Source organism: Streptomyces sp. DSM 116793 (genome assembly GCF_057320905.1).
The window spans coordinates 1113617-1138955 of the sequence record NZ_CM170494.1; the positions used below are offsets into that span (position 1 = coordinate 1113617).

Below are 25339 nucleotides of genomic sequence, written 5' to 3' on the forward strand. Positions count from 1 at the left end.
AATCTCGAACGTACGTACGATCCGACGGGAGTGATGTCCCCTACCCGGGCGAATGGGGACATCCGCAGGTCAGAGCGGCGGAGGGCAGCGACAAGGGCCGGTCCGTCGGTGACGGACCGGCCCCTTCAAGGGTGGGACGGGACCCGCCGGGCGCACCCGGCAGGCCTCAGCCGGTTCAGCCGATCTCGGCCCCGAAGGTGGACAGCGCCTCGGGCACCGGCTGGAAGAAGGTCTCCCCGCCGGAGGTGCAGTCGCCGCTGCCGCCGGAGGTCAGGCCCAGCGCGGTCTCGCCGTCGAAGAGCGAGCCGCCGCTGTCGCCCGGCTCGGCGCACACGTCGGTCTGGATCAGGCCCTCCACGACGTCGCCGTTGCCGTAGTCGACCGTGGCGTTCAGGCCGGTGACCGTGCCGTCGTGCACCTGGGTGGTCGAGCCGCTGCGCTTGACCTTCTCACCGACGGTGGCGTCACCCGCCTTGGTGATGGGCTGGGAGCTGCCGTTGTAGAGGTTGACCTCGCTCGGGTGGTCGACGTCCGCGGTGTACTTCACCAGGCCGAAGTCATTGCCCGGGAAGTCGGAGTCGGCGTTCTCCCCGATCACGTTGCCGTCGGAGTCCGACCACGTCGTGATCTCCTCGGTGCAGTGGCCCGCGGTGATGAAGTACGGCTGGCCGTCCTTGACGACGTTGAAGCCGAGGGAGCAGCGGCCGATGGAGGGGTCGCTGATGGCGTCGCCGCCCGCGATGAACGGCTTGAACTCACCCTTGGTGTGCTTGATGACCGTGGTGCCGCCGAGGCCCTTCACCGTCTTGGTGAGCTTGTCCAGCTTGGCGCCCGTGACCGTGCGGTCCGCGGTGACGACCAGCCTGTTGGTGGTCGGGTCGACCACCCAGGAGGTGCCCGCGGTGCTGTGCGCCTTGAGGGTGTCGCCCGCGCTCTTCAGCTGGGCCAGGGAGTACTTGACGATCTTGGCCTTGGCACCGGCCGTCTGCACGGCACGGGCGGCGCTCTCGTTCAGGACGTTGACGACAAGGCTCTTGGTCTTGGCGTCGTAGTAGCTGCCGGCGGCGTCCTTGCCGAGGTCCGAGGTGAGCGACGAGGCGAGCTTTCCGGCCTTGGCCACCGTGAGGATGTCCGGGGTTGCAGTGGGGGTGTCCGTACTTGCGTTCGCAGTCTGGAAGGAGACTCCCGCGATCACCAGTGCGGTGACACTCGCACCGGCGATGGCGGCACGTCGCCCTGATATGCGTCGGTGGTTCAACTCACGTCCTCCTGTGGGGGGTCGGTTCCGGGAATGTGGGGTCCCCGAAACCGGAAGGCGTTCGAGCATGGCACCAAAAAACGGCAAAAATGCCGTGTCCACGCCCTGGGTAACACCCACTATTCCGATGGGCACAGTCGGCACACAAGGTCGACTTCAGGACTGCCGAACGGCGGGCAAACCTCACCCCCGAACCGCTGACCCACCGTGGTCACACCACGTTGATTCCCCTTGCAAACGTCGCGGTCGGCCGTATGTCTGCCGAGAGACAATACATGTACCTGTCTGAAAATCGACCCTCCGTGGCCAAACAATGGAGCCAACTTGGCCCGGAAGGAGTCCAAAACAGAGATGGGCCCCCGTACGCAACGCGCGTAGCGGGGGCCCATCGTGGAACCAAGGTGTATCAGTGAAGCAGATCAGACAGATGAAGCAGATCGGTCAGACCGTGTAGGACCGGTCAGTAGATCGAGACCCCGTAGGCGTTCAGCGCCTCCGTCACCGGCTGGAAGAAGGTCTCCCCGCCGGAGGTGCAGTTGCCGCTGCCGCCGGAGGTGAGGCCGTAGGCGGTGGTGCCGCCGTACAGCGGGCCGCCGGAGTCACCGGGCTCCGCGCAGACGTTGGTGTCGATCAGGCCGCTCACGATGCCGTCGGCACCGTAGTTCACGGTGGCGTTCAGGGCGAGCACGCGGCCGCTGTGGGTGCCGGTGGTGGAGCCGCGACGGTAGACCGTCGTACCCACGGACGGGGTGGCCGCGCTGGTGATGTCCTGGCTTCCCACGGTGCCGTCGTGCGTCACGCCGGAGGCGTACTTGACGATGCCGTAGTCGTTGCCCGGGAAGCTGGAGCCCGCGGTGCTGCCGATCGTGCTGCCGGAGGAGTTGTACCAGGTGCCGGCGCCGTCGGTGCAGTGACCCGCGGTCAGGAAGTAGTAGGTGGTGCCGCTGCGGACGTTGAAGCCGAGCGAGCAGCGCCACTGCGAGGTCTGGATGGTGTCACCACCGGACAGCAGGGGCTTGAACGTGCCCGGCGTGTGCTTGATGTGGATGGCGCCCGCGTTGGCGCCGGCGGCGGACTGGATCTTGGCGATGTCCGCCTCGGTGACCCTGCTGTCAACGGTGACGTTGACCTGCTTGGTCGTCGGGTCGACGGACCAGGCGGTGCCCGGCACATCGGCCTTCAGAACGGAGTCGCTCACCGCCGCCAGCTGGGACGCACTGTAGGTGCGGCCCTCGTCGGCGTTCGCCGCGGGGACGGCGATGGCGGCTGCGGCCACGATTCCGGTTGCGACGGCGATCAGCCGTGTCCGTCTCGCGATACCACTGCGGGGGGTGGTGCGCTTGATCCTCACAGCTCGTTCCCTCCTGAGGGAAGTCGGGGGCCCGCGTGGGGTCGGGGCCCGTGAGGCGCAGCCAGGGCAGCCGGTCCGGATTCCGAACACGCCGTGCTCCTGACAAGCGCTGATCGGAGTATTTGTTCGTGGGGGGTCCGGCACAAGGGCGCCTTTCGGCCGTCTGCGCGCGCACGACGGCCCGGCCCGGGGGCCTGCCTGCGTTTTTCCGCGCGCCGCCGGGCTCTGTTTGATCAGTCGTGCGTGTGACGGGGACGCGGCCAATGGGGTTCCCTCCGGGGTGAGCACGGGATACGGGTTCGGACACGGCGTCAGGAGCGGGGGGTGGCGGGTCTCCTGGTGAACCCGTTACCGGCCGGTGGTCCGGCGACGACCGCGACCGCCCCCTCGGGCCGGCGGCGATCCGACGGTTCCGTCGGATCTGGTCCAACGGCCTCGTCAGGGCCGGTCGCGCGGTTCCCCGCGCCCCTCAGGGGGCACCCTTGCAGCCCACGGCATCCTCACCAGGGCGGGAACCCCTGCGGCCCAGGGTGCCCACCAAAGGGGCGCGGGGAACTGCGCGCACAACCCACCACCGGCCGGTGGACCGGTGACGACCGCGACCGCCCCCTCGGGCCGGTGGCGATCCGACGGCCTCGTCGGGGCCGGCCGCGCGGTTCCCCGCGCCGCTGCGCGGGCGCACCGGTGGGATCGGCCACCGGATGGCCGGAAGTCACCCCTCCGTGCCGGGCCCGGCAGACGCCGGCTCGGCCAGGCCGAGATGCGCCCGCAGGGTCGTGCCCCCGTACTCGGTACGGTGCACCCCCCGCTCCTGGAGCAGCGGCACCACCTGCCCCACGAACTCGTCGAGTCCGCCCGGCGCGAGATGCGGCACCAGAACGAAGCCGTCGCACGCGCCGCTCTGCACACAGGCGTCCATCTCCGCCGCGACCGTCTGAGGAGTCCCCACGAAGGACGGGCCGCCGGTCGCCTCGATCACCGTCTCCCGGATGGACAGTCCCTTCTCCCGCGAGAGGGAACGCCACTTATGCGCCACTGAGACCGGGTCGACGACCAGATCCGCGTCGGCGACCAGATCCGCGTCGGCGCCCAGGCCCTGGCACGGGCCGGACCCCCGGTCCGAGTCCCGGGCCCCGAGTGGCTCCGGGTCGACGTCGGGGAGCGGACCGTCCGGGTCGAGCGAGGAGAGGTCCCTGCCCCAGACCCGCTCCAGCGCGACAAGCGCCCGCTGCGGGGTGACCTGCCGGCGCCGCAGCTCGGCGGCTCGCTCCTGCGCCTCCGCCCCGGTGGCACCCAGCACACAGCTCACCGCCGGCATGACCGTGAGGTCGCCCGGCACCCTGCCGTACCGGGCGAGGCGGCCCTTGGCGTCGGCGCACAGCCGCAGCCCCGCGTCCAGGGCGCCGTGCCGGGTGACGAGCACGTCCGCGGCGCGCGCGGCGAACTCGCGCTCCGCCGCCGAGTCCGCGGACTGGATGACGACCGGGTGGCCCTGCGGGCAGCGGGGCACGGTGAACTCCCCCGCGATGTCGAAGTGCCTCCCCCGGTGAGCGAACGGCCGTCGCCTGCCGTCCGGCGTCCAGGAGTCCCACAACTCGCGGGCGGTCGCGACGAACTCGGCCGCACGGCTCAGGGCGGCCCCTCCCGCCCGGACGGAGCCGGGAGCGCCGGGGCGCGCGGACCCGCCGGAGCGAGCGAATCCGTCGGAGCCAGCGAATCCGTCGGAGCGAGCGAACCCGTCAGGGCCGACGCGGCGGCGGAAGTTCTCGCCGTCGCGTGCGCCCGGCGAGACGAGCACGTGCCACGCCGCCCGGCCCCCGCTGAGGTGATCCAGCGAGGCGAGGCGGCGGGCGAGTCCGTAGGGCTCGTCGAAGGCGGTGCCGGCCGAGGCGGCGAGCCCGATCCGTTCGGTGACCGCGGCCAGCGCGGCCAGCACCGTGAGCGGCTCGGGGCTGCCCACCGCGTCCAGGTCGTGGATGCGTCCCCGGTGCTCGCGCAGCGCGGGCTCGGACACCAGGAAGAAGTCGAACAGCCCCCGCTCTGCGGTGCGGGCGAGGTCCGCGAAAGACGTGAAGCCGACGAGGGACCCGCACCCGGGATCCGACCAGACGGTGGTGCCACCGGCGCCCGGGAACCGGGCGGCGAGGTGGATCCGCCGCCGTGCGGGGCCGGTCATGCGGTGCCCCCGGCGCGTGCGTACCGGCTGGCGGGACGCGCCAGGCCGAGGTGGTCCCTGAGCGTGCCGCCCGGGTAGAAGGTGCGGAACAGGCCGCGGTGCTGAAGCAGCGCCACCGTGCCGTTCACCAGCCGTTCCAGGTCGCGGGCCGGCTCGACGGGCCTGAGGTGGAAGCCGTCGGCGGCACCGCCCGCGTACCAGTCCGCGATCAGCTCCGCCAGGTCGACGGGCCCGCCCCGGTAGAGCGGTCCGTGCGCGCTGGGCCGTGGTCCGCCGCCGCCGTGGCCGCGCTCCGCGGCGTGCTCGCCACCGCCCAGGTCGATCACGAGGGACGCCAGCACCCGCAGGGTGTCCGGGTCCCGGCCGTGGGCGCCCGCGGCCTGCCGCAGCCCGGTGCGCAGCGCCGCCGCCTCGGCGCGGGAGGCGACGCCCAGCAGGGCCACGTCCGCGTACCGCGCCGCGGTCTCGCGGGCGGCAGGAGCAGTCGCGTCGACGACCACGACGGGGCGGCCCTGCGGAGGGCGCGGCACGGTCGAGGGGCCCCTGACGGAGAAGGCGCTGCCCGCGAAGTCGACGCGGTGGAGCCTGTCCCGGTCGAGGAAGCGGCCGTCGGCCGCGGAGTGGATCTCCGCGTCGTCCTCCCAGCTGTCCCAGAGCCGGCCCGCGACGTCGGCGGCCTCTCCCGCCTCCTGCCAGAGCCGGTCGGCGGACCACAGCCGGTCGGCGGGCGCGGCGGCCCCACGGCCGAACAGCCGTGCCTCGTCCCCGGTCGCGGCCACCTCGACCTGCCAGCCGGCCCGGCCCCGGCTCACCCAGTCCAGGGTGGCCACCGCCGCCTGGACGTGGAACGGCTCGGTGTGGGTGGTCGGCACGGCTGCCACCAGGCCGATGCGTCCGGTGGCGGGGGCGACCCGGGCCAGCACCATGAGCGCGTCGAGACCGGGTCTCGTGAAGGGGGCGCCGAGCGACACGAAGTCGAGCACGCCGCGTTCGGCGAGCCGGGTCAGTGCCACGGGGGTGGCCACGTCCCACACTCCGGGGCTGTCGACGGCGGCGGCCAGGTGCAGCAGCCGTCCCCAGCCGGTCGTTGCGGTCATCGGGTGTGCGTCCTTTCTTCTGCCGGCGGGTCCCTCTTCAGCCCGGCGGGTCCCTCCTCGGCCCGGCGGGTCCCTCCTCGGCCCGGCGGGTCCCTCCTCGGCCCGGCGGGTCCTTCTTCAGCCCGGGGGCGCCTCTTCCCCGCCCGTGCGCGCCGTTCCTCCGCCCGGCGGGGCGCCGTCGGCGCGCGGCGGACGCCCGGAGTCGGTGACGACGCCGTGCGGGAACCGCGCCGGGAGGACGGCGGGCACGGCGCCGGCGGCGCACCGCAACTGGCGTCGGACACGGACGGCCTCGGCGGCCCGCCGCGAAGGGGGCCGGACGGACACGGCCCTCAGCGCCACAGGGGGCCGCCGTAGCCGTCCCGGCCGCGGACGGCGCGGTCGCCGGCGGGCGATGTCTCTTTGCCGACGGGTGGGTCGCTGGTCGGGGACATGGGGGTTCCTCGGGATCCTCGCTGCGGGCGGTGCCGGGGGAAGGGGGCATACGCGGGTGCGCTCAGGCGCGGTCCCGGGGTGCCGGGACCGCCTCGGGGCCGCCGGTCAGGCGGCGGTGGGACAGCTCAGGTCGCGCAGGAAGGCGAGCACGGTGCGGGCCACGGCGTCGTTCTGCCGGAACGCGGGGCCGTTGGTGCGCGGCCGGGTGAAGGCCCCGTGGCCGTGGGCGTCCGTGTAGGGGCCGAGGGCGAACCGCCGTGGGTGCGGCCGACCGGACCGGTCCAGTATCCGCAGGTCGTCCGGGGCGACGGCGAGCAGCCCCGCGGGGGTGGCCGCGGCACCCTCCGCGTACAGGGCCCTGAGCAGCGGGTCGCCGGCCCGGTCCGCCGCGGGGTCCGGCAGCCGTGCCTCGACGAGGGCGCGGGCGGCCACGCTCCCGGGCACCGTGGCGCTGGTGGCCGTGAAGCCGCCCGGCACCGCGCGGACGGCCATGTCCGCGCCGAGGAACCGCACCACTCCGGCACGGGACAGCGCGAGCATCTGCTCCAGGCGCGGCCCGGGCGGCCCGGACGCCATGAAGCTGAAGAACCCGTGCCACCAGCGCCCTACGTCGCCGAGCGGGATCAACTGCCCGTACACGGAGAGCAGACCGAGGAAGACGGCGAGGTCGGCGTCGTGGGCGGGGTCGTGGCGGCGGGTCAGGTCGGCTCTGATGTGGCGGCGCAGCCCGGCCTGGAAGGACGCCTGCGAGGGATACCCGACCCCGGCCAGCGGCCGGTCCAGCGCGGCCAGGTCGAGCCGGTCGGCGGGGTCGGGCACGGCGGACGCCGCGAGCGCGGCGGGACCGGGCCCGTGCGGGTCCAGGTCCGCGTACGCCTTCTCGAAGTCCCGCCAGGGCATCGCGGTGCGCTCCGGGTGGGCGGTGAACAGCCGGTGGTAGTGGGCGAAGCCCAGTTCCTTGGCGACCAGCGGCCAGACCACCCGCCGGAACTCCGCGCCCCTGTCCTCCCGGCCGCCGCGCAGAGCTCCCCAGGCTCCGGCGCGCAGTGCCTCGACCTCGGCGGGCCCGAAGAACCGCGGCAGCGGCGGCCGTTCGCCCGTCAGGCCGTAGCCGATCTTGGAGTGGTACGGCACGCCGCGGCGCGAGCCGACGTACAGCACCGGCTCACGGCCCGATGGGTGGTACGTCAGTTCACCGCCGAAGCCGCCGGGCTGCTCGTAGCGTCCGCCGCGGCCCTCGGTGAGGAGCACCATCAGGTCGACGAAGGCGAGGCCGAAGCCGCGTACCAGCACGCGTTCCCCGGGGGCGAGGGCGGACAGGTCGCTGTCCGCGGTGAAGTCCGGCGGCAGGTGGACCAGTCCGTGGCGGCGCGCGTGGTCGGCGAGTCCGCGCTGCTCGTCGTCGAGTTCGGCGTCCATGTGGCCGAGGGCGAGGATGACGAGGTCGGCGAGGAGCGGGCGCCCGCCGCCCGCCAGCCACACCTGCTGGCGCCCCTTGCGCGGGCCGCCGATCCGCAGGGCGCGTTGCGGGTGGTGGTGGACGGTGATGCCGGCCGGCAGGGCGGCCACCGCCTGCTCGTAGACCCAGCGCAGGTAGGCGCCCTGCAGTTGCCGGTCGGCGAAGGTGCGCCCGTCGATCCCGGCCCACTCGTGCAGGGTGGGCCCGGTGCGTACCGGGCCGGCCAGGTGCACGGACTCGTCGGTGAACATCGTGATGTCCTCGGCCTGCGAGTTCATCCACAGCAGCGGGGACTGGTCCTTGCGCCAGATGCGGCCGGCGCCCGGCGGATAGGGGTCGACGAGGTGGATGTCGAGCGGGGCCGCCGGGTCGGGGTACAGCTCGGGGGCGTTGGCCGCGATGCGCTCCACTATGCCCGTGGCGCGCGGCCCGGCGCCCACGATCACCAGTGAGTTCCTCGTCATCGGCGCTCCGAGCCGGGTACGAGGTGCCGTTCCGCCCGGTACCGCCCGGCGCTGGGGGCCGAGGGGGCGGTCACGTACGGGAGGGCGGCGGCCCACCGGCCGGGGCGGCGGGGCACGATCCGCGGCGCGCCGGCGGTCGGGTGATGCCCGGCCGGTGGGGTGCTACGGGTGAGAGTGGTCAAGGACATGCGAAGGCTCCGTGGACACAGGGATCCAGCAAGGTCATGCCTTCACACGGGCCGTGCACGGCACCGAGCCCCTCAGCAGCGGTCCGTCCGCAGAAGATTACGCGGTGTGTCGCAAGGCTTGTCAACGGTTGTCCAGACTCTGAGCGGCCCGTCTCATGTTCGGTTGACGACCCTCCGGATACCTGTTCCACTTGAGCGCATGCATTCGCAGCCGTGGCTGGTCTCGCGCTCCCACATCGACTTCGGTCGGGTGTGGTCGGCGTCGTGTTGCTGATACCTGCCGAGCCGACCGGTCACCCCGCCTGAGCCGGGCTTCTCCCCCTCGGGCGCGGGTACGCCTCGCCCGCCGCGGTTCCTCCCCGCTCTACCGCCCGGCGGCCCCGGCGCCCGCTGGGCGCCGACTGCCGCCGTGTCTTCACACACCCCTCCGGGTCCGGTGCCACCGTATGTGACGTACGGCGCCGCCGGCGCCGGTGCACCACCAGCCCCTCGCCCGCCGCGCTCCCCTCCTCCGCGGCGGGCTCCCCGCAGGCATGCCCCGCAGGCATGCCCCGCGCGTCATGCTCCGCGCTGACCTGCCGAGCCCCGGAGAACGCACGCCAAGGTTTGCGGGGCATGGCACTTGCGCGGGGGCATGGCACGCGGCGCGGGGGGCGTCCGACGAGCGCGTTCGACGAGCCGTGCTCCGCCTGAGTCCCCGTCAGAACGGCACCGGCGGGCCGCCGTAGTCCGTCACACTTGCGCGCGCGACGCCCGTGCTCCCCGCCCGGCGTCGCACACGGACCGCGGAGCCGCGGAGACGGGCCGACCAGTCCCACGCCGTCCTCCGCTCGCCGGGCCGACTGTCACGGGACAGCACTATTCCGAACACGCGCTCCCCCCGAAATGTCTCCGCTCTGTAACGCGTCGGCGCCACGCCGCCTTCGCTCCGCACAACGCGCTGCCCCGTTTTGCGCGTATGCGCCGCCCGTGACGGGGTGACGCCCCGGATGGCGACGCCACGGGGCGACGTCCCGTCACCACCCCTGTCTGACCTGCGGCATCGTACCGATCCTGCAACGTTCACCCGGACGCTCCGGGCGTCACCCGGACGCCGCGAAGAATATTATTTCACTCTCAGTCAGCAGCCGTGCACCGTAAGAGCCTTGAGTATCAAGGCGCCAAGGGGGAATGTGTGTGCACCAGTACCGTCACGAATTCCCCGCGCGGCGACTATCCCCTTGGCGCAGCATCCGCATCATGGACAACCATAGGGATGAAGCGGATCGGAGAATGACCGCGGTGAGAGGAGGCGTCCATGGGATCGGTGCGCAAGGCGAGTGCCTGGCTTGGCCTCGTCGACGACAACGATGACGACCGTTACTACGACGGCTACGAGGAAGACGGTTCCGAGCGGGGAGCGGCCGACGCCTGGGTCACCGACCCGCGGGTACGGGTAGCGAGCGACACCGCCGAGGAGCAGGGCCAGCGGATCGGCACGGTCACCCCGGACAGCTTCCGTGACGCGCGGATCATCGGCGAGCTGTTCCGGGACGGTGTGCCGGTCATCGTGAACCTCACGGCGATGGAGCCGGCCGACGCCAAGCGGGTGGTGGACTTCGCCGCCGGGCTGATCTTCGGGCTGCGCGGTTCCATCGACCGGGTGGCCAGCCGTGTCTTCCTGCTGACCCCGGCCCACACCGAGATCGTCAGCGGCGCGTCCGTCGCCCGTCCCTCGGACGGGTTCTTCAACCAGAGCTGAGGCAGGGCCGCTCGCCGGCGCACCGGCCGCCCCGGTCAGCCGGCCCCACCCCGGCCCCCCTCCGACCGCCTGCTCACCCGCCGGCCCCCGGTCCCGCTCGCCGGAACGGTGTGGCCTACCGGAAGGCGTCGAGCCCGGTGAGCGCCTTGCCCAGCACGAGCTGATGCATCTCGACGGTGCCCTCGTACGTGAGCACCGACTCCAGATTCGTGGCGTGCCGCATCACGGGGTACTCGAGAGAGATCCCGTTGGCCCCCAGGATGGTCCTGGCGGTGCGGCAGATCTCCAGGGCCTCCCGGGTGTTGTTGAGCTTTCCGAAGCTGACCTGCTCCGGCCGCAGCCGGCCGGCGTCCATCCTGCGGCCGAGGTGGTGCGCGAGCAGGATCCCCTTGTGCAGTTCGAGCGCCATGTCGGCCAGCTTGGCCTGGGTCAGCTGGAAGCCCCCGATCGGCCGGCCGAACTGCTCCCGGCTCCGCGCGTAGTCGACGGCCGTCTCGAAGCAGGTCCGGGCGGCACCCATGGCTCCCCAGACGATGCCGTAGCGTGCGTGGCCGAGGCAGCTGAGCGGGCCGCGCAACCCGGTGACGCCGGGCAGTACCGCATCGGCGGGCAGCCGGACGTCGTCGAGGACGAGTTCGCTGGTGACCGAGGCCCGCAGCGACCACTTGTGCTTGATCTCGGGCGCGGAGAAGCCCGGGGTGCCCGCGGGCACGAGGAACCCGCGCACGCCGTCGTCGGTGCGCGCCCAGACGACGGCGACGCCTGCGACCGAGCCGTTGGTGATCCACATCTTGCGGCCGCTGAGCACCCAGTCCGTGCCGTCGCGGCGGGCGTGGGTGCGCATCGCGGCCGGGTCGGAGCCGTGGTCGGGTTCGGTGAGGCCGAAGCAGCCGATGACCTCGCCGGTGGCCATCCGGGGCAGCCAGTGCTGCTTCTGCTCCTCGGAGCCGAAGCGGTGGATGGCGTACATGGCCAGGGAGCCCTGGACGGACACCAGGGAGCGGATGCCGGAGTCCGCGGCCTCCAGCTCCAGACAGGCGAGACCGTACTGGACGGCGCTGGCGCCCGCGCAACCGTAGCCCTCCAGCGACATGCCGAGGGCGCCGAGCGCGCCGAGTTCACGGGCGAGTTCCCTGACCTCGGGGAGCTCGCCGGCCTCGTACCAGCCGGCCACCCGGGGCAGCACGCGGTCCGCGGCCCAGCCGCGGACCGTCTTGCGGATGGCCAGGTCCTCACCGGTCAGCAGGTCGTCGAGCCCGAGAGGGTCCTCCGGGTCGAACGGCGGGGGCTTCTGTGCTGGGGGCATGGCTGGCTCCGGCAGAAACTAGCAACGTTAACCTGCTTGCCCCCGACCGTACGGGCCGCACCCCACGTCGCGCAACGCGACGACCACACGTTCCGGGCGCTCCGCGACCCCCGGCGCCCCCTCTGCGCGCCGCGGGGCGCCGTCCGGCGGCCGCCGGACCGGCCTGGCCCCCTGTCCCCGCGGCGACGGCGGGCAACCCCGGCGCGGACCGGCGGCCATCACCCACCGCAACGACCGGCTCTCCGGCCGGACACCCGGCAGCAAGCACCCACCGAAACCGCCCCATCACTCTCCGCCGCGACGGCGGGCACCTCATCCCGCCGCCGGCCGGCGGTCAGGGACGTGGCGCTACGACCGCACCGACCGGCACCCCGGGGGACCGGGGTCAGCGCGGGGGCTTGCCCACGGGCGGGGCGGTGTGCGTGCGGTCCCCGGCGCGGGGCGTCGGCACCCCGGCGGCCGCGCCGCAGTCCATCACCCGCGGCAGCCGCAGCGCCGCCAGCGCCCCGAGCAGCAGCAGGCCCGCGCTGACCAGCAGCGTCATATGGAGGCCGTGCAGGAACGAGGTCCGGGCGGCGAGCCGCAGCGCGGCCCCGGCGTGGCCGCCGAGCCGGCCGGATACCTCGTACGCCTCGCCGAGCGAGTGGCTCGCGTCCCGCCGGTCCGCGGGGGGCACCCCGCGGACCGCGGAGAGTCCGGGTGCGTACGCGGCGTTCATCACACTGCCCAGCAGTGCGATCCCCATCCCGGCCCCCAGCTGGTACGACGTCTCACCGATCGCCGCCGCCCCGCCGGCCTGCGCCGAGGGCGCCTCGTTGAGCATCGACTCGTAGGCGCCGAACAGCGTCGTCTCCAGGCCGAAGCCGAGCAGCACGAAGCCGCCGAGCATCAGCCGGGCGTCGTCGTGCCCTCCCATCAGAGTGAGGACGCCCACCGCCGCCGCGGTGACGCAGAAGCCGAACGAGACCATCGCCCGGGGCCCGAACCGGTGCAGCATCTTCGAGCCGGCCAGGCCCGCGGCCATCGCCGCGACGGTCAGCGGCAGCAGCCGCAGCCCCGTCTCGAGCGGCGAGAGCCCCAGCACCAGTTGCAGGTACTGCGCGGCGATCAGTTCCAGGCCGACCAGGGCGAGCATCGCCAGCACGATGCAGCCGACGGAGGTGGTGAACGCGGGCCGGGCGAACATCCGCAGGTCCACCAGCGGCTGCGCCTGCCCCCGCTGGCGCCGCACGAAGGCCACGAGCAGCCCCGCGCCGGCCAGCAGCGGCACCAGCGTCTCCGGTCCGAAGAGCGAGCCGCCGCTGCCCAGGCACTTCACGCCGAGCACCACGCCGAACAGCCCGGCCGCGGCCATCAGCGCCCCGAGCACGTCCCAGGGACCGTTGCCGTCCCCCGTCGACTCGGGCAGCAGCCAGCGCCCCACGGGCAGGCTGACCAGCATCAGCGGGATGTTGACCAGGAAGACCGAACCCCACCAGAAGTGCTCGAGCAGGAAGCCGCCGAGCAGCGGTCCGACGGCCGCGCCCACCGCGGCGACCGCGCTCCAGATGCCGATGGCGAGCGCCCGCTCACGCCGGTCGGGGAAGACCTGCCGCAGGATCGACAGCGTCGCCGGCATGATCATCGCCCCGCCGACGCCGAGCAGCGCCCGGGCCCCGATCAGCACCTGGGCGCTGCCGGCGAAGGCCGCCACCGCGGAGGCGACGCCGAAGAGGGCATAGCCGAGCAGGAGGATCCGTCTGCGGCCGACACGGTCGCCGAGCGTGCCGAAGAGGATCAGCAGCGAGGCGCAGACGAGCGGGTAGACGTCGACGATCCACAGGAGCTCCATGGCTCCGGGCCTGAGGTCCTCGCTGACCGCGGGCACCGCCACGTGCAGCACGGTGGCGTCCACCGCGACGAGCAGCAGGCTGGCGCAGAGCACGACGAGGACGAGCCACCGGTTGGTCCCGAGGCCCGTGCCCGCGTGGGCCGGACGGTGCCGGTGGCGATGCCGGGTGGCGCCCGCGGAGTGCCCCGCGGCCGTGGTCGTCCCGGACATGTACGTACCTCCCACATGACCCTCGCCTCCGATGGGGCCGCCGGATGCCGTCTGCGGCCTCGGTGCGGGGGCGCCGGCGCTCTCGGCCGGCGCGGCGGCTCCCGCGGGAAAGGCGAGTGAGCGGCCAGCGTACGCGAGATACCGGTGAAGTCATGTGGTGCACCCCCCTCCGATGTCGGCACATGGTGTGGCGTACGCCACTCTCCTGGGCCGTTCCCGCGCCGCCACGCCCGCCCGCGGCCCCGCGCTCCGGCGCCCGTGGACCCCGCCGGTGACCCGCGTTCCGGCGCCCCGTGCCACGCCGGTGACCCGCGCTCCCGGCACCCGCGCACCACTCCGGCGACGCGCACTCCCGCACCCCCGCACCACTCCGGCGACGCGCACTCCGGCACCCCCGCACCGGCCCGTGCCCGGGCCCGCGCGACACCCGCACAGGTGAACACGGCCGGCGAAGCATGCCTGCCACTTCCGTGTGACCAGTGATAATCGAGCACGTGACCGAGCTTGATCATCGTCCGCCGCCGTCGTGGGCCGGCGCCCTGCGGAACGCGGGCCGCCTGCCGTCGCGGGCGGCGGACGCGCTGCGGCATGCCGCTCCCGCCCTGCTGGGGTATGCCGCGGTGCGTGCGCTGGGTCTTGCGCTGCTGGCGCTGTGGAGTGCTCCGGCGGGCAAGAGCGCGCACCAGTTGCTCTCGGCGCGCTGGGATTCGCTCTGGTACATGCGGGTGGCGGCCTACGGCTACGGCTGGCGGGTGCGGCTGCCGGACGGCACCGTCCACACCGACCTGGCGTTCTTCCCCCTGCTGCCCTGGCTGGAGCGGCTGGGCGCGGCGGTGGGCCCGCTGTCGTACGCGGACGCCGGCCTGGTGACGTCGTGGCTGGCCTCGCTCGTCGCCGCCTGGGGTGTCTTCGCGGTGGCCGACCTGCTGTACGGCAGACGGGCGGGGGTCTGTGCGGCGCTGCTGTGGGCGGTGCTGCCGGTGGGCGTCGTGCAGTCCATGGCGTACAGCGAGTCGCTGTTCACGGCGCTGGCCGCCTGGTCGCTGTACGCGATGCTGACCCGGCGCTGGATCGCGGCCGGCGCCCTGGCCTGCCTGGCGGGGCTCACCCGGCCGGTGGGCATGGCCGTGGCGGCCGCGGTGTGGGTGGCGGCCTGGTGCGCGGTGCGGGAGCGGCGGTGGTCCTGGCGGACGGTCCTCGGAGTGCTGCTGGCCCCGCTGGGCGCCGCGGGCTATGTGCTGTGGGTGGGCCACCGGACGGGCCGGGGCATCGGCGGCTACCTGGATGTGCAGGCGCAATGGGGCAACGGCTTCGACGGGGGCGTGGCCTTCGCCCGGTTCGCGGCCGGACGGCTGGCCGGCTTCCCCTCGGTGTTCGCGGGGCTCGGCCTGCTGGCGGGGGTGGCGCTGCTGGTGTGGCTGTACGTGCGGGGCGCCCGCGACCGGCAGCCGCTGCCGCTGCTGGTGTACTCCGGCGTCGTCGCGGCACTCGCCCTGGGTGCGCACAGCTACTTCGGCTCCAAGCCGCGGCTGTTGATGCCCGCCTTCCCCCTGCTGCTGCCGCTCGCGGTGGCCCTGGCCCGGGCGCGGCCGCGCAGGTCGGCGCTGGTGCTGGGGTGTGTGGCGGTGGGCTCGGCGGTGTACGGGGCGTTCTGGCTGAACGGTTCGGGGCCGCCCTGACCGCTTCCGGTGCCGCGCGGAGCCCGGTGAGCGCCGGGGAAACTCCGAACGAGCAACCGGTGAACGGAATTCGGCCCGGCCCATAAAGCACCCATAAGAAGGATCGGGGCAATGAAACGGGAAGCCGCTCCGGGCAATGCGAATACGCTATGAATAAGTACCCAGTTGAGAGCAATCCCACATCACATCGTCATCACAAAGCCGCGGTTTCGAGCTGCTCTTCAGCTCACTCGCTGTAACGTCGATTGAGTGCGTACCGAACGATGCCTCACCCGTCTGGACCGGCTCTTCGCCCGTCTTGACCGTGAGCCGGAACGACCGGCCAACCTCGACGTACCGAGGATGAGCCGGCACAGGGTCGTGCTCCTGAGCGCGACCCTGGCCTTCTACCTGGCCATCGTGTGGGCCGTGGTGACCACGTCGTGGCTGGTCCGCTTCGACTGGCAGGTCATGTTCTTCCGGCCGTACCAGCAGTGGCCGCAGGTGCACGCCTTCCTGGACTACTACGTCGTCCTGGGCCAGCGCGGTCCGACCGCGGTGATGGTGGCGGCCTGGCTGGGCTGGCGCTCCTGGCGGCAGCACACGCTCCGCCCGCTGCTGACGCTGGGCGCGGCGCTGCTGCTGCTCAACGCCACCGTGGGCGCGGCCAAGCTCGGCATGGGCCGCCTCGGTCCGCACTACGCCACCGTGGTGGGCTCCAACGAGATGTGGCTCGGCGGGGATATATTCCCTTCCGGGCACACCGCCAACGCCGTGGTGACCTGGGGCATCCTGGCGTATCTGGCGTCCACTCCACGGGCCCGCCGCTATCTGTCCGCCACCTCCGCGGTGGTGGCGCTGGGCGTCGGCCTCACCACGGTCTACCTCGGTACGCACTGGCTGAGCGATGTGCTGCTCGGCTGGGCCGCGGGACTGCTGGTCCTGCTGGCACTGCCGTGGTTCGAGCCGCTGATCGCCCGCTCCGAGAGCTGGATACTGGCCCGCCGGGACGCCCTGCGCAGCCGGCGTGCCGCCGGCACGTCCGCGCCCGCCCCCGCCCCGCCCGCGCTCTTCCCGCCGCCGCAGGTCACGGAGGCCGACGCGGCACCGGCGCGCGAGCCGGTGGGCGCGGTGCGACCGGGCCGTACCGCGGCCCACCTGGCGCAGGGCCCGCACACCACGCGCTCCGAGCGGACGCCGGTCACTCCGGTCGGCAGCCGACGTCCGCCGCACACGGACCACCGGCCGCCGCGCTCCGCGGCACGGCCCCTGACCGGGGCCTGACGCGAGCGGGCCCGCGGCACGGCCAGGCCGCCACGGGCTCCTCCCCTCCGCACACCCCGCGGGCCGGCGCCGGGCAGCAGCCCGGTCCCGGCCCGCGGGCGTGTTCAGCCCTTCCAGCTGCGGGCCACGATGCCGTCCTTGACCTCGAAGTTCAGCCGCCCGTAGCGGTATTCCATGGTGATGACCGTGCCGGGAGCCAGCGACCTGACGGTGGACCAGCCGCGCTCGGTGGCCCGCCGCTCGGCCTCGTCCACGGCAAGGCCCACATAGGCCTGCAGGTCGTCCTCCGGTTCCGCGGGAGGCGTCGGTATGGGTGCCATGCAGGCCACCGTATGCGCCGCGGGCGGACCGGGAAAGCCGATCAGGCCGCCGGCCGCACCGCACGGGAGGGGCGGAGCGGTCCCCCGCACCGCCGGCGGAGGGCGGCGACCTTCCGTCACCGGTCCCCGCCCGGTCACGCTTCTGTCACAGAGTCACGACATCGGTTTCCCCGAATGTCCGCCCGCCATTCGGGTGGTTCCGGCATTCCCACGGAATGCCGGAGAGGGTGGTGGGTAGAAAAGCGGACCTTATTTTCCGACGCCGCGAAACGCCGGACGATGTGACGCCGCGCCACCCGCCGAATGCGCTGATACGGTCGGTTCGGCAGTGTTTCCGAAATGCCGTGGAACGGCGCCGGTCATATTGTCCGTTCAAGCCCGCGACGGTTCTTCGGTGCCGGACCGGGCCCATGTCAGGCGTCAGCTTCCGGCCGGCCCAGGCCCGACGGCGAGGGTGCAGAGATGGACACGCGGACCAGGCAGCAGGCCACTGACGAGGCCGAACCCGCAGAGCCCGTCAGGCGCCCCGGCGCGATCATCGTCGACTGGCTGACCACGACCGACCACAAGAAGATCGGCCATCTCTATCTGATCACGTCGTTCGGGTTCTTTCTGAGCGCCGGCTTCATGGCGCTGGTGATGCGCGCCGAGCTTGCCAGGCCGGGACTTCAGCTCCTCTCGAACGACCAGTACAACCAGTTGTTCACCCTGCACGGCACCATCATGCTGCTGCTGTTTGCGACACCGACGTTCGCCGGATTCGCGAACGAGATCATGCCGTTGCAGATCGGCGCCCCCGATGTCGCGTTCCCGCGCCTGAACATGCTGTCGTACTGGCTCTTCCTGTTCGGCGGCCTGATCGTGCTCGGTTCGTTCCTGCTGCCGGAAGGGGCGGCCAGCTTCGGGTGGTTCGCCTACGCACCGCTCAACAGCGAGGTTCGTACGCCCGGCGCCGGCGCGGACATGTGGATCATGGGCCTCGCGCTCTCCGGCTTCGGCACCATCCTCGGCGCGGTGAACTTCCTGACCACGGTGATCGGCATGCGCGCGCCGGGCATGACGATGTTCCGGATGCCGATCTTCACCTGGAACATCCTCTTCACCTCGATCCTGGTGCTGCTGGCCTTCCCGGTGCTCGCCGCGGAACTGCTGGCGCTGGAGGCCGACCGGCTCTTCGGGGCGCACGTCTTCGACGCCGCCAACGGCGGTGCGCTGCTGTGGCAGCACCTCTTCTGGTTCTTCGGCCATCCCGAGGTGTACATCATCGCCCTGCCGTTCTTCGGGATCGTCACGGAGATCATCCCGGTCTTCAGCCGGAAGCCGATCTTCGGGTATGTGATGCTCATCGGCGCGACCATGGCGATCACCGCTCTGTCGATCATGGTCTGGGCGCACCACATGTTCGTCACCGGCGGGGTGCTGCTGCCGTTCTTCTCGCTGCTGTCGTTCCTGATCGCGGTGCCGACCGGCGTGAAGTTCTTCAACTGGACCGGCACCATGCTGCGCGGCTCGCTCTCCTTCGAGACGCCGATGCTGTGGTCGACGGGCTTCCTGGTGACGTTCCTCTTCGGCGGCCTGACGGGGGTGCTGCTGGCGTCGCCGCCGCTCGACTTCGAGGTCTCCGACTCCTACTTCGTGGTGGCGCACTTCCACTACGTGGTGTTCGGCACCGTCGTCTTCGCCACCTTCGCCGGGTTCTACTTCTGGTGGCCGAAGTTCACCGGCAAGATGCTCGACGAGCGGCTCGGCAAGATCCACTTCTGGACGCTCTTCGCGGGCTTCCACACGACGTTCCTGGTGCAGCACTGGCTGGGCGCGATGGGCATGCCGCGGCGCTACGTCGACTACCTGGCCGCGGACGGCTTCACCCCGCTCAACATGGTCTCGTCGATCGGCTCGTTCCTGCTCGGCCTGTCCACGCTGCCGTTCTTCTACAACGTCTGGCGGACCAAGCGGTACGGCAGGAAGGTCGACACCGACGACCCGTGGGGCTACGGCCGTTCCCTGGAGTGGGCCACGTCGTGCCCGCCACCCCGGCACAACTTCGTCAAGCTTCCGCTGATCCGCTCCGAGTCCCCGGCATTCGACCTGCACTATCCGAGGTATGCGCCGGACGCGGTGCGCCGGTCCTCCGAAGCACCCCCGTCAGCCGGTCCCCGAGAGTTCTGAGCGCGTCGGTCAGCTCGGCGGGCTCGACCACCTCGAACTCGAAGCCCGTCATCAGCACGAGGATCACCAGCACCTCCATGGTCATGGCGCCCGTGTGCAGCAGGCAGCTCTGCTCGCTCTCGGGCTCCAGGGAACCGGTCGAGGGCGAGATCCGCGCGGCCGCCTCCTCAAGGGGCACCAGCAGGCGCAGCACGGCCCGCGCCGGGTAGGCGTGCGTGGAGATCCCTCGGGAGACGTAGGCGGCCAGGTCCTCGGCGGGCGGCGTGCGTGGTGCGCAGCGCGGGCCGTGCGGCGGGCGGGGCGTGACGCGGTCCACGCGGAACGTCCGCCAGTCCTCGCGCCCCACGTCCCAGGCGACCAGGTACCACCGGCGCTCGGTGCAGACCAGGCGGTGCGGTTCCACCACCCGGCGGGTGGTGGAACCGGTGCGGTCGCGGTAGTCGAAGCGCAGCCGCTCGCTGTCGCGGCAGGCGTGCGCCAGTTCCATGAGGACGGCGGGGTCGACGGCGGCGGTGCCCGCGCCGCGCAGCAGGGGGACGGTGAAGGCGCCCAGGGCCGACACCCGGCGGCGCAGCCGGTGCGGCAGCACCTGCTCCAGCTTGGCCAGGGCACGCATCGAGGTCTCACCGATGCCGTCGATGCCCTGGCCCGCTGCGGTGCGCAGGCCGACCGCGACGGCCACGGCCTCGTCGTCGTCCAGCAGCAGCGGCGGAAGCCGCGCGCCCGCGCCGAGCTGGTAGCCACCGCCGGTACCGGGGCTGGCGTGCACGGGATAGCCGAGCCCGCGCAGCCGGTCGACGTCGCGGCGCACCGTGCGCGGGGTGACGCCCAGCCGGTCGGCCAGCTCCTGGCCCGGCCAGTCGGACCGCGCCTGGAGCAGGGACAGCAGGCGCAGCAGACGCGCCGAGGTCTCCAGCATGGCCCCGAGTCTGCCAGGGCCGCACAGGCGCGCCGACCTGGCCCCCGGGCCCCGGAGGCCCGCGCCCCCTGGGCGCCTGACGGCTCTTCCGCGCCCCGCGCCCCCGCGGCGGGCGGCGGGCGGCGAGCGGCGAGCGGCGAGCGGCGAGCGGCGAGCGGCGAGCGGCGGCCGATCCCACCCGGCGGGCGGCCGCCGGGGTCACTGTCGGCCGGCGGCCATCCGCGCCCCTCACCGGGCTGGGCGCACGGCGACGCCCGCCCACGGGCCGCATCCCTCGTCCTACTCGGGCTCCACGGCGTCGACGCGCAGCGCCAGGTCGTTGTCCACGGTGTAGTAGGGCCGCGCCTCGACCGGGCCCGCGTCTCCCGTCACCAGGGCCGCGGGGAAACCGAAGATGGGCTTCTTGTCGGCGATGTCGTCGAGCAGCCGCGCGATCCGCACCCTAGGCCCGTCCTCCCCGGCCGGGCGCAGCCACAGGTCCCAGATCCCCGGCGGTGCGGCGTCGGCCAGCGCACGGTACGGGACGGTGCAGCGGAAGCCGTGCCCGTCGACGGTGGCCGCCACGCGCAGCACGGTGCCGGAGCCACGGCGGCGCAGCTCCCCCTGTGCCCGGGCGGTGGGCGCGGTGCCGTACAGCAGGCCGTGCACGGTCAGCGCGCCCTCGGCGATGTGCAGTTCGCCGGCCTCCGCGTGCACGGCGCGCCGCCAGCTCCGCACGGCGAGGTCGCCGTGTTTGGTGGGGTACGGGATGCGGACGGCGACGGGGCCTCGGGCGGGGTCGAGCGCGCGGTCGACCAGTGCGCGCAGATCGTGGACGCCGGGCGCGACGCGCGGCGGCGTGCCGCCCGCACCGGGGTACTCCAGGTAGGCGTCCCAGCGACCCTCGGCGAGCGGGTCCGCCGCGGCGAGAGTGGTGCGCAGCCGTCCGTCGGACCCCGGCACGAGCGGCAGCCTGAGCTCCTCCGCGGGGTCGGAGCCCCGGCGGCGCAGCAGCAGGTGCAGGGGGTCGTCGTCCGGTACCGGGGCCGGGGGGGTGACGTGGAAGGTCAGGTCGCCGGCGGCATCGGCGGCGCAGTCGGCCCGGGGAGCGGGGCGCTCGCCGGCTGCCGCGGCGGCGCGGGCGGGCCCGGACGGGCGCGCGGGGCTCGCGGGGGCGCCCGCCGGGGCGGTGCCGGGGGTGCGGGTGTCCTGGGCGCTGGTGGCGGCCGGGGCGCCGTCCACCGGGCGGCCGGGGCCGTCGCGGTCGGCCGCGGGAGCCGGGGAGGGGGTGGTCATGCGGGGCGCCCCTTTCCGAGTGCGCGGCCGACGGCGACACGAGCCGTGTGGGCACCGCCGGCCAGGGCGCCGCCCGCGCGGTACAGGGGCTCGCGCCAGCCGGCGCTGCGGGGCCCGCCGCCCCGCGCGACCAGTGTGGCGAAGAGTGTCGAGTAGCGCTCCGCGATCCGGGCCGGGTCGAACCGCTCGGCGGCCCTGACCGCCGCGCCGGCCATCCGCAGCCTCAGACCGTCGTCGTTGATCAGCTCCAGCAGGCCACGCGCCACGGCGTCGGTGTTGCCGACCTCCACCAGCCGGCCGTCCACCCCGTCGGCGATGATCTCGCCGGGGCCGTGCGGGCAGTCCGTGGAGACCACGGGCAGGCCGCAGCGCATCGCCTCCACGATCGTCATGCCGAACGACTCCAGGCTGGAGGTCACCGCACCGATCGAGCCCTTCACCCACTCGGACTCGATGGGGTGCACGAGGCCCATCAGGAAGACGTGGTTGTAGAGACCGAGTCGGTCGATCAGGGCGCGCAACTGCTGCTTCTGCTCGCCGCCGCCGTAGATCCGCAGCCGCCAGTCGGGGCGCTCGGCGCGCACCCTGTCGAAGGCCCTGATCAGCAGGTCGTACCGCTTGATCGGAACGAGTCGGCCGGCCGCCACCACCCACTTGCCCGACCCGTCCGAGGGCCGGACGGCGGGTGCGGGCACCGGGTTGGGGATGGCCTCCAGGTGCACGCCGGGCAGCCGCATCCGGGTCCGGTAGGCGCGGGCGTCGACCTCCGTGGTGGTGGTGAGCGCGTCCAGCCGGGGGTAGACGGCGCGGAGTTGGGCGCGCAGGACGCGTGGGTGGCTGTCCAGCGTGAGGTGCTCCTGCCCCACCCGCACCGGTCCCGGCCGGGTCTGCCGGGCGAGGTGCACATTGAGGCCGGGACGGGTGGCGACCACGACGTCGGCCTCGGTACTGCCCAGGTGTTCGGCGATGCGCAGGTCGCTGAGTGCGCTGTACTGCACATGGCGGCCGTCGGTGCGCGGGAAGACCCGGGTGGGCCGCCGGTGGGCGGGGTGGTCCACGTCGGACTCCGGGGAGTGAGCCCGGGCGTCGACGAGATGGCGCAGGCGCACCCCGGGGCCGGGCGGCAGCAGGGGTCTGTCGCGGTGCCGGAAGACGGATACCACTTCGACGTCGTGCTGCTGCGCCAGCGTGGCGGCCAGGTTGTAGGTGGTCCGGATCGTCCCCCCGACTCCGTAGCCGTTGTGGATGAGGAAAGAGATGTGCATGCGTCCCCGTATCTCGCGCGCTGCGGACTGTTCACGCCCGCCTGACATGGGGTCCGACCTGCGGGCGGAGAGGAGGGTTGGACGCCATCACTGTCTTGTTTCACAAGAGTTGTGCCATTGATAACCGGCCGGACGCCGGCGATCTACAACCGGCGGGACGCCGCGGGCGCGTTCCGGAACGGTCGCTGGGCACGGGTCCGCCCTGTCTCGGCAGGCGGCCACGGCCCGTCGACCACGGTCCCTCACAGCAGCCATACATAAAGGTCTTATATGCGTTTTACTGACTTTAACATGGCATACCGCGCACTACGGGGCAATCTCCTTTCGGCCATCCTCCTTCCGGCCGTGCGGAGGGGTCCGCCGGCCGCCGGCGCTCGTCGTGCGTCCCTGCGTGCCGTGCCATTCCGTGCTCCGCGGGGGCGTGACTCCGCCACGCGTCGTCCGTTGTCCTGGGCATGGGCCGGGAACCGCCCGGTCCGCCCGGGACCCGACCGCACCGACCGACTGCCGAGGAGCCACCGTGCCGCGCATGCTCGACGTCAGCGACGACGTACGCGCCGAGATCGGCGACGAAGAAGCCGACCGGCTGCTCGCCGGGGAGAACGCCCCCCGCAGCTACGACTGCACGTCCTGCCGCACGCCCGGCGACCCGGGCCGGCAGCCCACCAGCACGGTCCTGTTCGTCGGCGACGAGACCGCCGTGCTCGCCTTCGCGCACGCCGCCTGCCTGCCCTCGCAGGTCGTACAGGTCACGGAGGAGCAGTTGCGGGGTGCGGTGCGCTCGCTCGCCGCGGGGGACGCGCCCGCGTCCGCGCCGCCGGCACGGGGCCCGGCGGTACCGGAGCGCGCGGCGGTGGGCCCGCAGGAGCCAGGGGCGGCGGTGCCGGGACAGGACGTACCGGGGAGGGCGGTGCCGGTTGCGGCCCCCGGGCCGGACGTGCCGGAACCGGTGGGGCCCGGGCAGGCGGTACCGGGACAGGCCGTGCCGGGACAGGCCGTGCCGGGACAGGCCGTGCCGGGACAGGCCGTGCCGGGACAGGCCGTGCCGGGACAGGCCGTACTCGGGGTCACCAGCGGGCTGGTGCTCGTCGCGGGTGAGCTGCACCCGGCGCTCGTCGTCGAGCCGACCGGGCCCATCACCCGCCCCGGCGCCCCCGGCGGCGGGGACGAGTTCCTGCCGCTGCTGCTCGAACAGGGCTTCACGCCGGCCGGCAGCGTGGACCGGATGCCGCCGGTGCTGCACGGCTGGTCGGTGCTGCTCGCCATGGGGCAGTTGCACGCGGTCCTCCAGCCGGGCCACGACGGCGCGCCGGTCGCCTGGTGGCAGGCGCACCAGCCGCTCCAGGTCACCGAGGGCTGGCGCACCGCGGCCGCCACCCGCCGGCAGGTGCTGCTCTTCGCGGCGCCGGTGGGCTCGATCGGCCGTCAGCCGCGCGAGGACCTGCTGCGCGAGGCGCTGGACCGCGCCGCCGCCCACGGCCTGCTGGTCGCCTCCGCCCTCGCGCTGAGCGGCGCCTGAACCGGACGTCCGAACGCCGGCCCGCACCGGCCGCCCGACCGGCACGCCCCGGCCCGCGCCGGCCGCCCGAACGGCTGGGATGCACCGTCCCCAGGCCCGTTCACCTGCGAAAGCGGCACCCCGACCGCATCCGTCGGGCCCCGACGTCGTTGGCACATACGTGCAGACATACGACCCCGCCCGCCGTTCCCCGTACCAGAACCCGATCCCCGCGATGCGCCCCGCGCCGGAGCGCACCGGCGGCCGTTCGGCCACGCCGATCTACGACAGGCTCTACGCCGAGTACCGGATGGCGTTCAGGACCCTGCCGGGCGACCGGAGCGGAGAGGAGGACCTGGGGTTCAAGGGCTTCGCGGCGCTCCCGGGACCCGCCGAGCTGAACGTCCCCCGGCACGCCCAGGCCGGCGCCCCGGGCTCCGCGGCCTCGTCGTATCCCCTGGACCGGGCCGGCCTCTACCAGACGGGCAGCTGGCGGCCCGTCGGCCGCTCGCACGGCCCCGAGGAGCTGTTGCCCGCGGTGCTGCCCAACAGGCACCGCCGAACCGAGCACTGACGGCCACCGCGGTACCGGCGCCCGCCCGCCCCCGCGCCCGGCACGGAGCCTCACCCGTCGCCCACCGCACCGGACCCCACCCGTGTCCGCGGCACCGGATACCTCATCCCCGCCCACGGCACCGGACCCACCCGCCCGCGGCACCGTACCCGCCCGCGCTCGCGGCACCGTACCCACCCGCGCCCACGGCACCGTACCCACCCGCGCCCGCGGCGCGGAGCAACGCCGGGCCGGCCCGCGTCAGGAGAGCGACCGCAGGTGGGTGCGCTGGCCTTCCGGGTCCAGGATGCCCAGGATCTCCGCGGGGCCGTCCAGCGCCCCGAAGGCGTGCGGGGTCATGGTGGAGAACTCCGCCGCCTGGCCCGTCTCCACCCTGATGGCCCGCTCCCCCAGCAGCAGCACCACCGTTCCGGACAGGACGGTGAACCAGTCCCGGCCCGGATGGACCCGGAGCGTGTCCACACCGTGCCGCACCGGCCTGGTGAGGCGCATCTTCGCGACGGTCACGCCGTGCGGCCCGGACTGCCTGCTCAGCATCCAGGTGGTCACCCCACGCTCGGTATCGTGCTGTGGCCTGATCACCACGTCCTCGTCGTGCACGGACTCCACGAGCTGGTCGAGCGAGGTGCCCAGGGCCCGCGCGATCACGGTGAGCTGGTCGAGTCCTATCCTCCGGTGGCCCGTCTCGATACGGCTCACGGTGGACGGGCTGAGGAAGCAGCGGGCCGCGAGGTCGTCGAGCGACCAGCCCCGCGCCAGGCGCAGCCCCCGGATCCGCTTGCGAACCAGTACGTCGATCTCCGCGTCTTGCGTCATAGGCAAGAGGTTATGCCATGGACGCAAGCCCCTCGTAGGGTCGTT

The 25339-nt window shown here is 73.3% G+C and carries 17 protein-coding genes and 1 pseudogene; 6 read left to right on the forward strand and 12 right to left on the reverse strand.

Translation table 11 applies throughout. From position 1 onward, the window contains the following. Positions 1–175: 175 nt before the first annotated feature. The 5 genes from ACSMXW_RS04755 to ACSMXW_RS04775 all read right to left on the reverse strand — a co-directional run bounded on the left by ACSMXW_RS04755 (position 176) and on the right by ACSMXW_RS04775 (position 8240). Positions 176–1258, reverse strand: a complete 1083-nt coding sequence (locus ACSMXW_RS04755) for a S1 family peptidase (protein ID WP_485804212.1) — start codon at positions 1256–1258, stop codon at positions 176–178. Between the two features lie 460 nt (positions 1259–1718). After that, a complete protein-coding gene (locus ACSMXW_RS04760) occupies positions 1719–2609 on the reverse strand; it encodes a S1 family peptidase (protein WP_485804213.1) in 891 nt (296 codons plus the stop codon). 712 nt (positions 2610–3321) lie between these two features. Next, positions 3322–4785 (reverse strand): LLM class flavin-dependent oxidoreductase, encoded by a 1464-nt coding sequence (locus tag ACSMXW_RS04765; RefSeq protein ID WP_485804214.1) that lies wholly within the window; start codon positions 4783–4785, stop codon positions 3322–3324. Beyond that, a complete protein-coding gene (locus tag ACSMXW_RS04770; protein WP_485804215.1) occupies positions 4782–5882 on the reverse strand; it encodes an LLM class flavin-dependent oxidoreductase in 1101 nt (366 codons plus the stop codon). Before ACSMXW_RS04770 ends, ACSMXW_RS04765 begins: the two co-directional genes overlap by 4 nt. A gap of 540 nt (positions 5883–6422) precedes the next feature. Then, positions 6423–8240 carry an FAD/NAD(P)-binding protein gene (locus ACSMXW_RS04775; protein WP_485804216.1) on the reverse strand — a complete coding sequence of 606 codons (1818 nt, stop codon included), beginning with the start codon at positions 8238–8240 and terminating at the stop codon, positions 6423–6425. A gap of 1485 nt (positions 8241–9725) precedes the next feature. Here ACSMXW_RS04775 and ACSMXW_RS04780 point away from each other — a divergent pair. Then, a complete protein-coding gene (locus ACSMXW_RS04780; protein ID WP_485804217.1) occupies positions 9726–10169 on the forward strand; it encodes a cell division protein SepF in 444 nt (147 codons plus the stop codon). Positions 10170–10284: 115 nt separating this feature from the next. On the opposite strand, the gene ACSMXW_RS04785 is transcribed toward ACSMXW_RS04780, so the two are convergent. Both ACSMXW_RS04785 and ACSMXW_RS04790 read right to left on the reverse strand, forming a co-directional pair. Continuing rightward, positions 10285–11475 (reverse strand): acyl-CoA dehydrogenase family protein, encoded by a 1191-nt coding sequence (locus ACSMXW_RS04785; protein WP_485804218.1) that lies wholly within the window; start codon positions 11473–11475, stop codon positions 10285–10287. Positions 11476–11860: 385 nt separating this feature from the next. After that, positions 11861–13516, reverse strand: coding sequence for an MFS transporter (locus tag ACSMXW_RS04790; protein ID WP_485804219.1), 1656 nt, complete (start codon positions 13514–13516; stop codon positions 11861–11863). Positions 13517–14010: 494 nt separating this feature from the next. On the opposite strand from ACSMXW_RS04790, the gene ACSMXW_RS04795 reads away from it, so the two are divergent. After that, on the forward strand, positions 14011–15195 hold the full coding sequence (locus ACSMXW_RS04795) for a glycosyltransferase family 39 protein (protein WP_485804220.1): 1185 nt from the start codon (positions 14011–14013) through the stop codon (positions 15193–15195). Positions 15196–15444: 249 nt separating this feature from the next. Beyond that, complete coding sequence (locus ACSMXW_RS04800) at positions 15445–16458, forward strand: phosphatase PAP2 family protein (protein WP_485804221.1); 1014 nt, start codon at positions 15445–15447, stop codon at positions 16456–16458. A gap of 104 nt (positions 16459–16562) precedes the next feature. On the opposite strand, the gene ACSMXW_RS04805 is transcribed toward ACSMXW_RS04800, so the two are convergent. After that, positions 16563–16778, reverse strand: a complete 216-nt coding sequence (locus ACSMXW_RS04805) for an I78 family peptidase inhibitor (protein WP_485804222.1) — start codon at positions 16776–16778, stop codon at positions 16563–16565. Between the two features lie 462 nt (positions 16779–17240). Here ACSMXW_RS04805 and ctaD point away from each other — a divergent pair. Beyond that, positions 17241–18923, forward strand: a pseudogene (gene ctaD / locus ACSMXW_RS04810) (aa3-type cytochrome oxidase subunit I); the annotation flags it as partial. Here the strand turns inward: ctaD and ACSMXW_RS04815 are convergent. From ACSMXW_RS04815 to ACSMXW_RS04825, 3 genes are all read right to left on the reverse strand, one after another. After that, the gene (locus ACSMXW_RS04815) at positions 18826–19866 is read right to left on the reverse strand and encodes a helix-turn-helix transcriptional regulator (RefSeq protein ID WP_485804223.1); all 1041 of its coding nucleotides are present in this window, start codon (positions 19864–19866) and stop codon (positions 18826–18828) included. The pseudogene ctaD and the gene ACSMXW_RS04815 overlap by 98 nt on opposite strands. Positions 19867–20145: 279 nt before the next feature. Then, positions 20146–21141 carry a hypothetical protein gene (locus ACSMXW_RS04820; RefSeq protein ID WP_485804224.1) on the reverse strand — a complete coding sequence of 332 codons (996 nt, stop codon included), beginning with the start codon at positions 21139–21141 and terminating at the stop codon, positions 20146–20148. Further along, positions 21138–22406, reverse strand: a complete 1269-nt coding sequence (locus tag ACSMXW_RS04825; protein WP_485804225.1) for a glycosyltransferase family 4 protein — start codon at positions 22404–22406, stop codon at positions 21138–21140. The genes ACSMXW_RS04820 and ACSMXW_RS04825 overlap by 4 nt, the downstream gene beginning before the upstream one ends. 520 nt (positions 22407–22926) lie before the next feature. On the opposite strand from ACSMXW_RS04825, the gene ACSMXW_RS04830 reads away from it, so the two are divergent. Together ACSMXW_RS04830 and ACSMXW_RS04835 are read left to right on the forward strand one after the other, a co-directional pair. Further along, positions 22927–23925, forward strand: coding sequence for a hypothetical protein (locus ACSMXW_RS04830; RefSeq protein ID WP_485804226.1), 999 nt, complete (start codon positions 22927–22929; stop codon positions 23923–23925). Positions 23926–24085: 160 nt separating this feature from the next. Next, positions 24086–24478 (forward strand): hypothetical protein, encoded by a 393-nt coding sequence (locus ACSMXW_RS04835; protein ID WP_485804227.1) that lies wholly within the window; start codon positions 24086–24088, stop codon positions 24476–24478. 240 nt (positions 24479–24718) lie between these two features. On the opposite strand, the gene ACSMXW_RS04840 is transcribed toward ACSMXW_RS04835, so the two are convergent. Next, positions 24719–25294 (reverse strand): helix-turn-helix domain-containing protein, encoded by a 576-nt coding sequence (locus ACSMXW_RS04840; RefSeq protein WP_485804228.1) that lies wholly within the window; start codon positions 25292–25294, stop codon positions 24719–24721. Positions 25295–25339 lie beyond the last annotated feature (45 nt).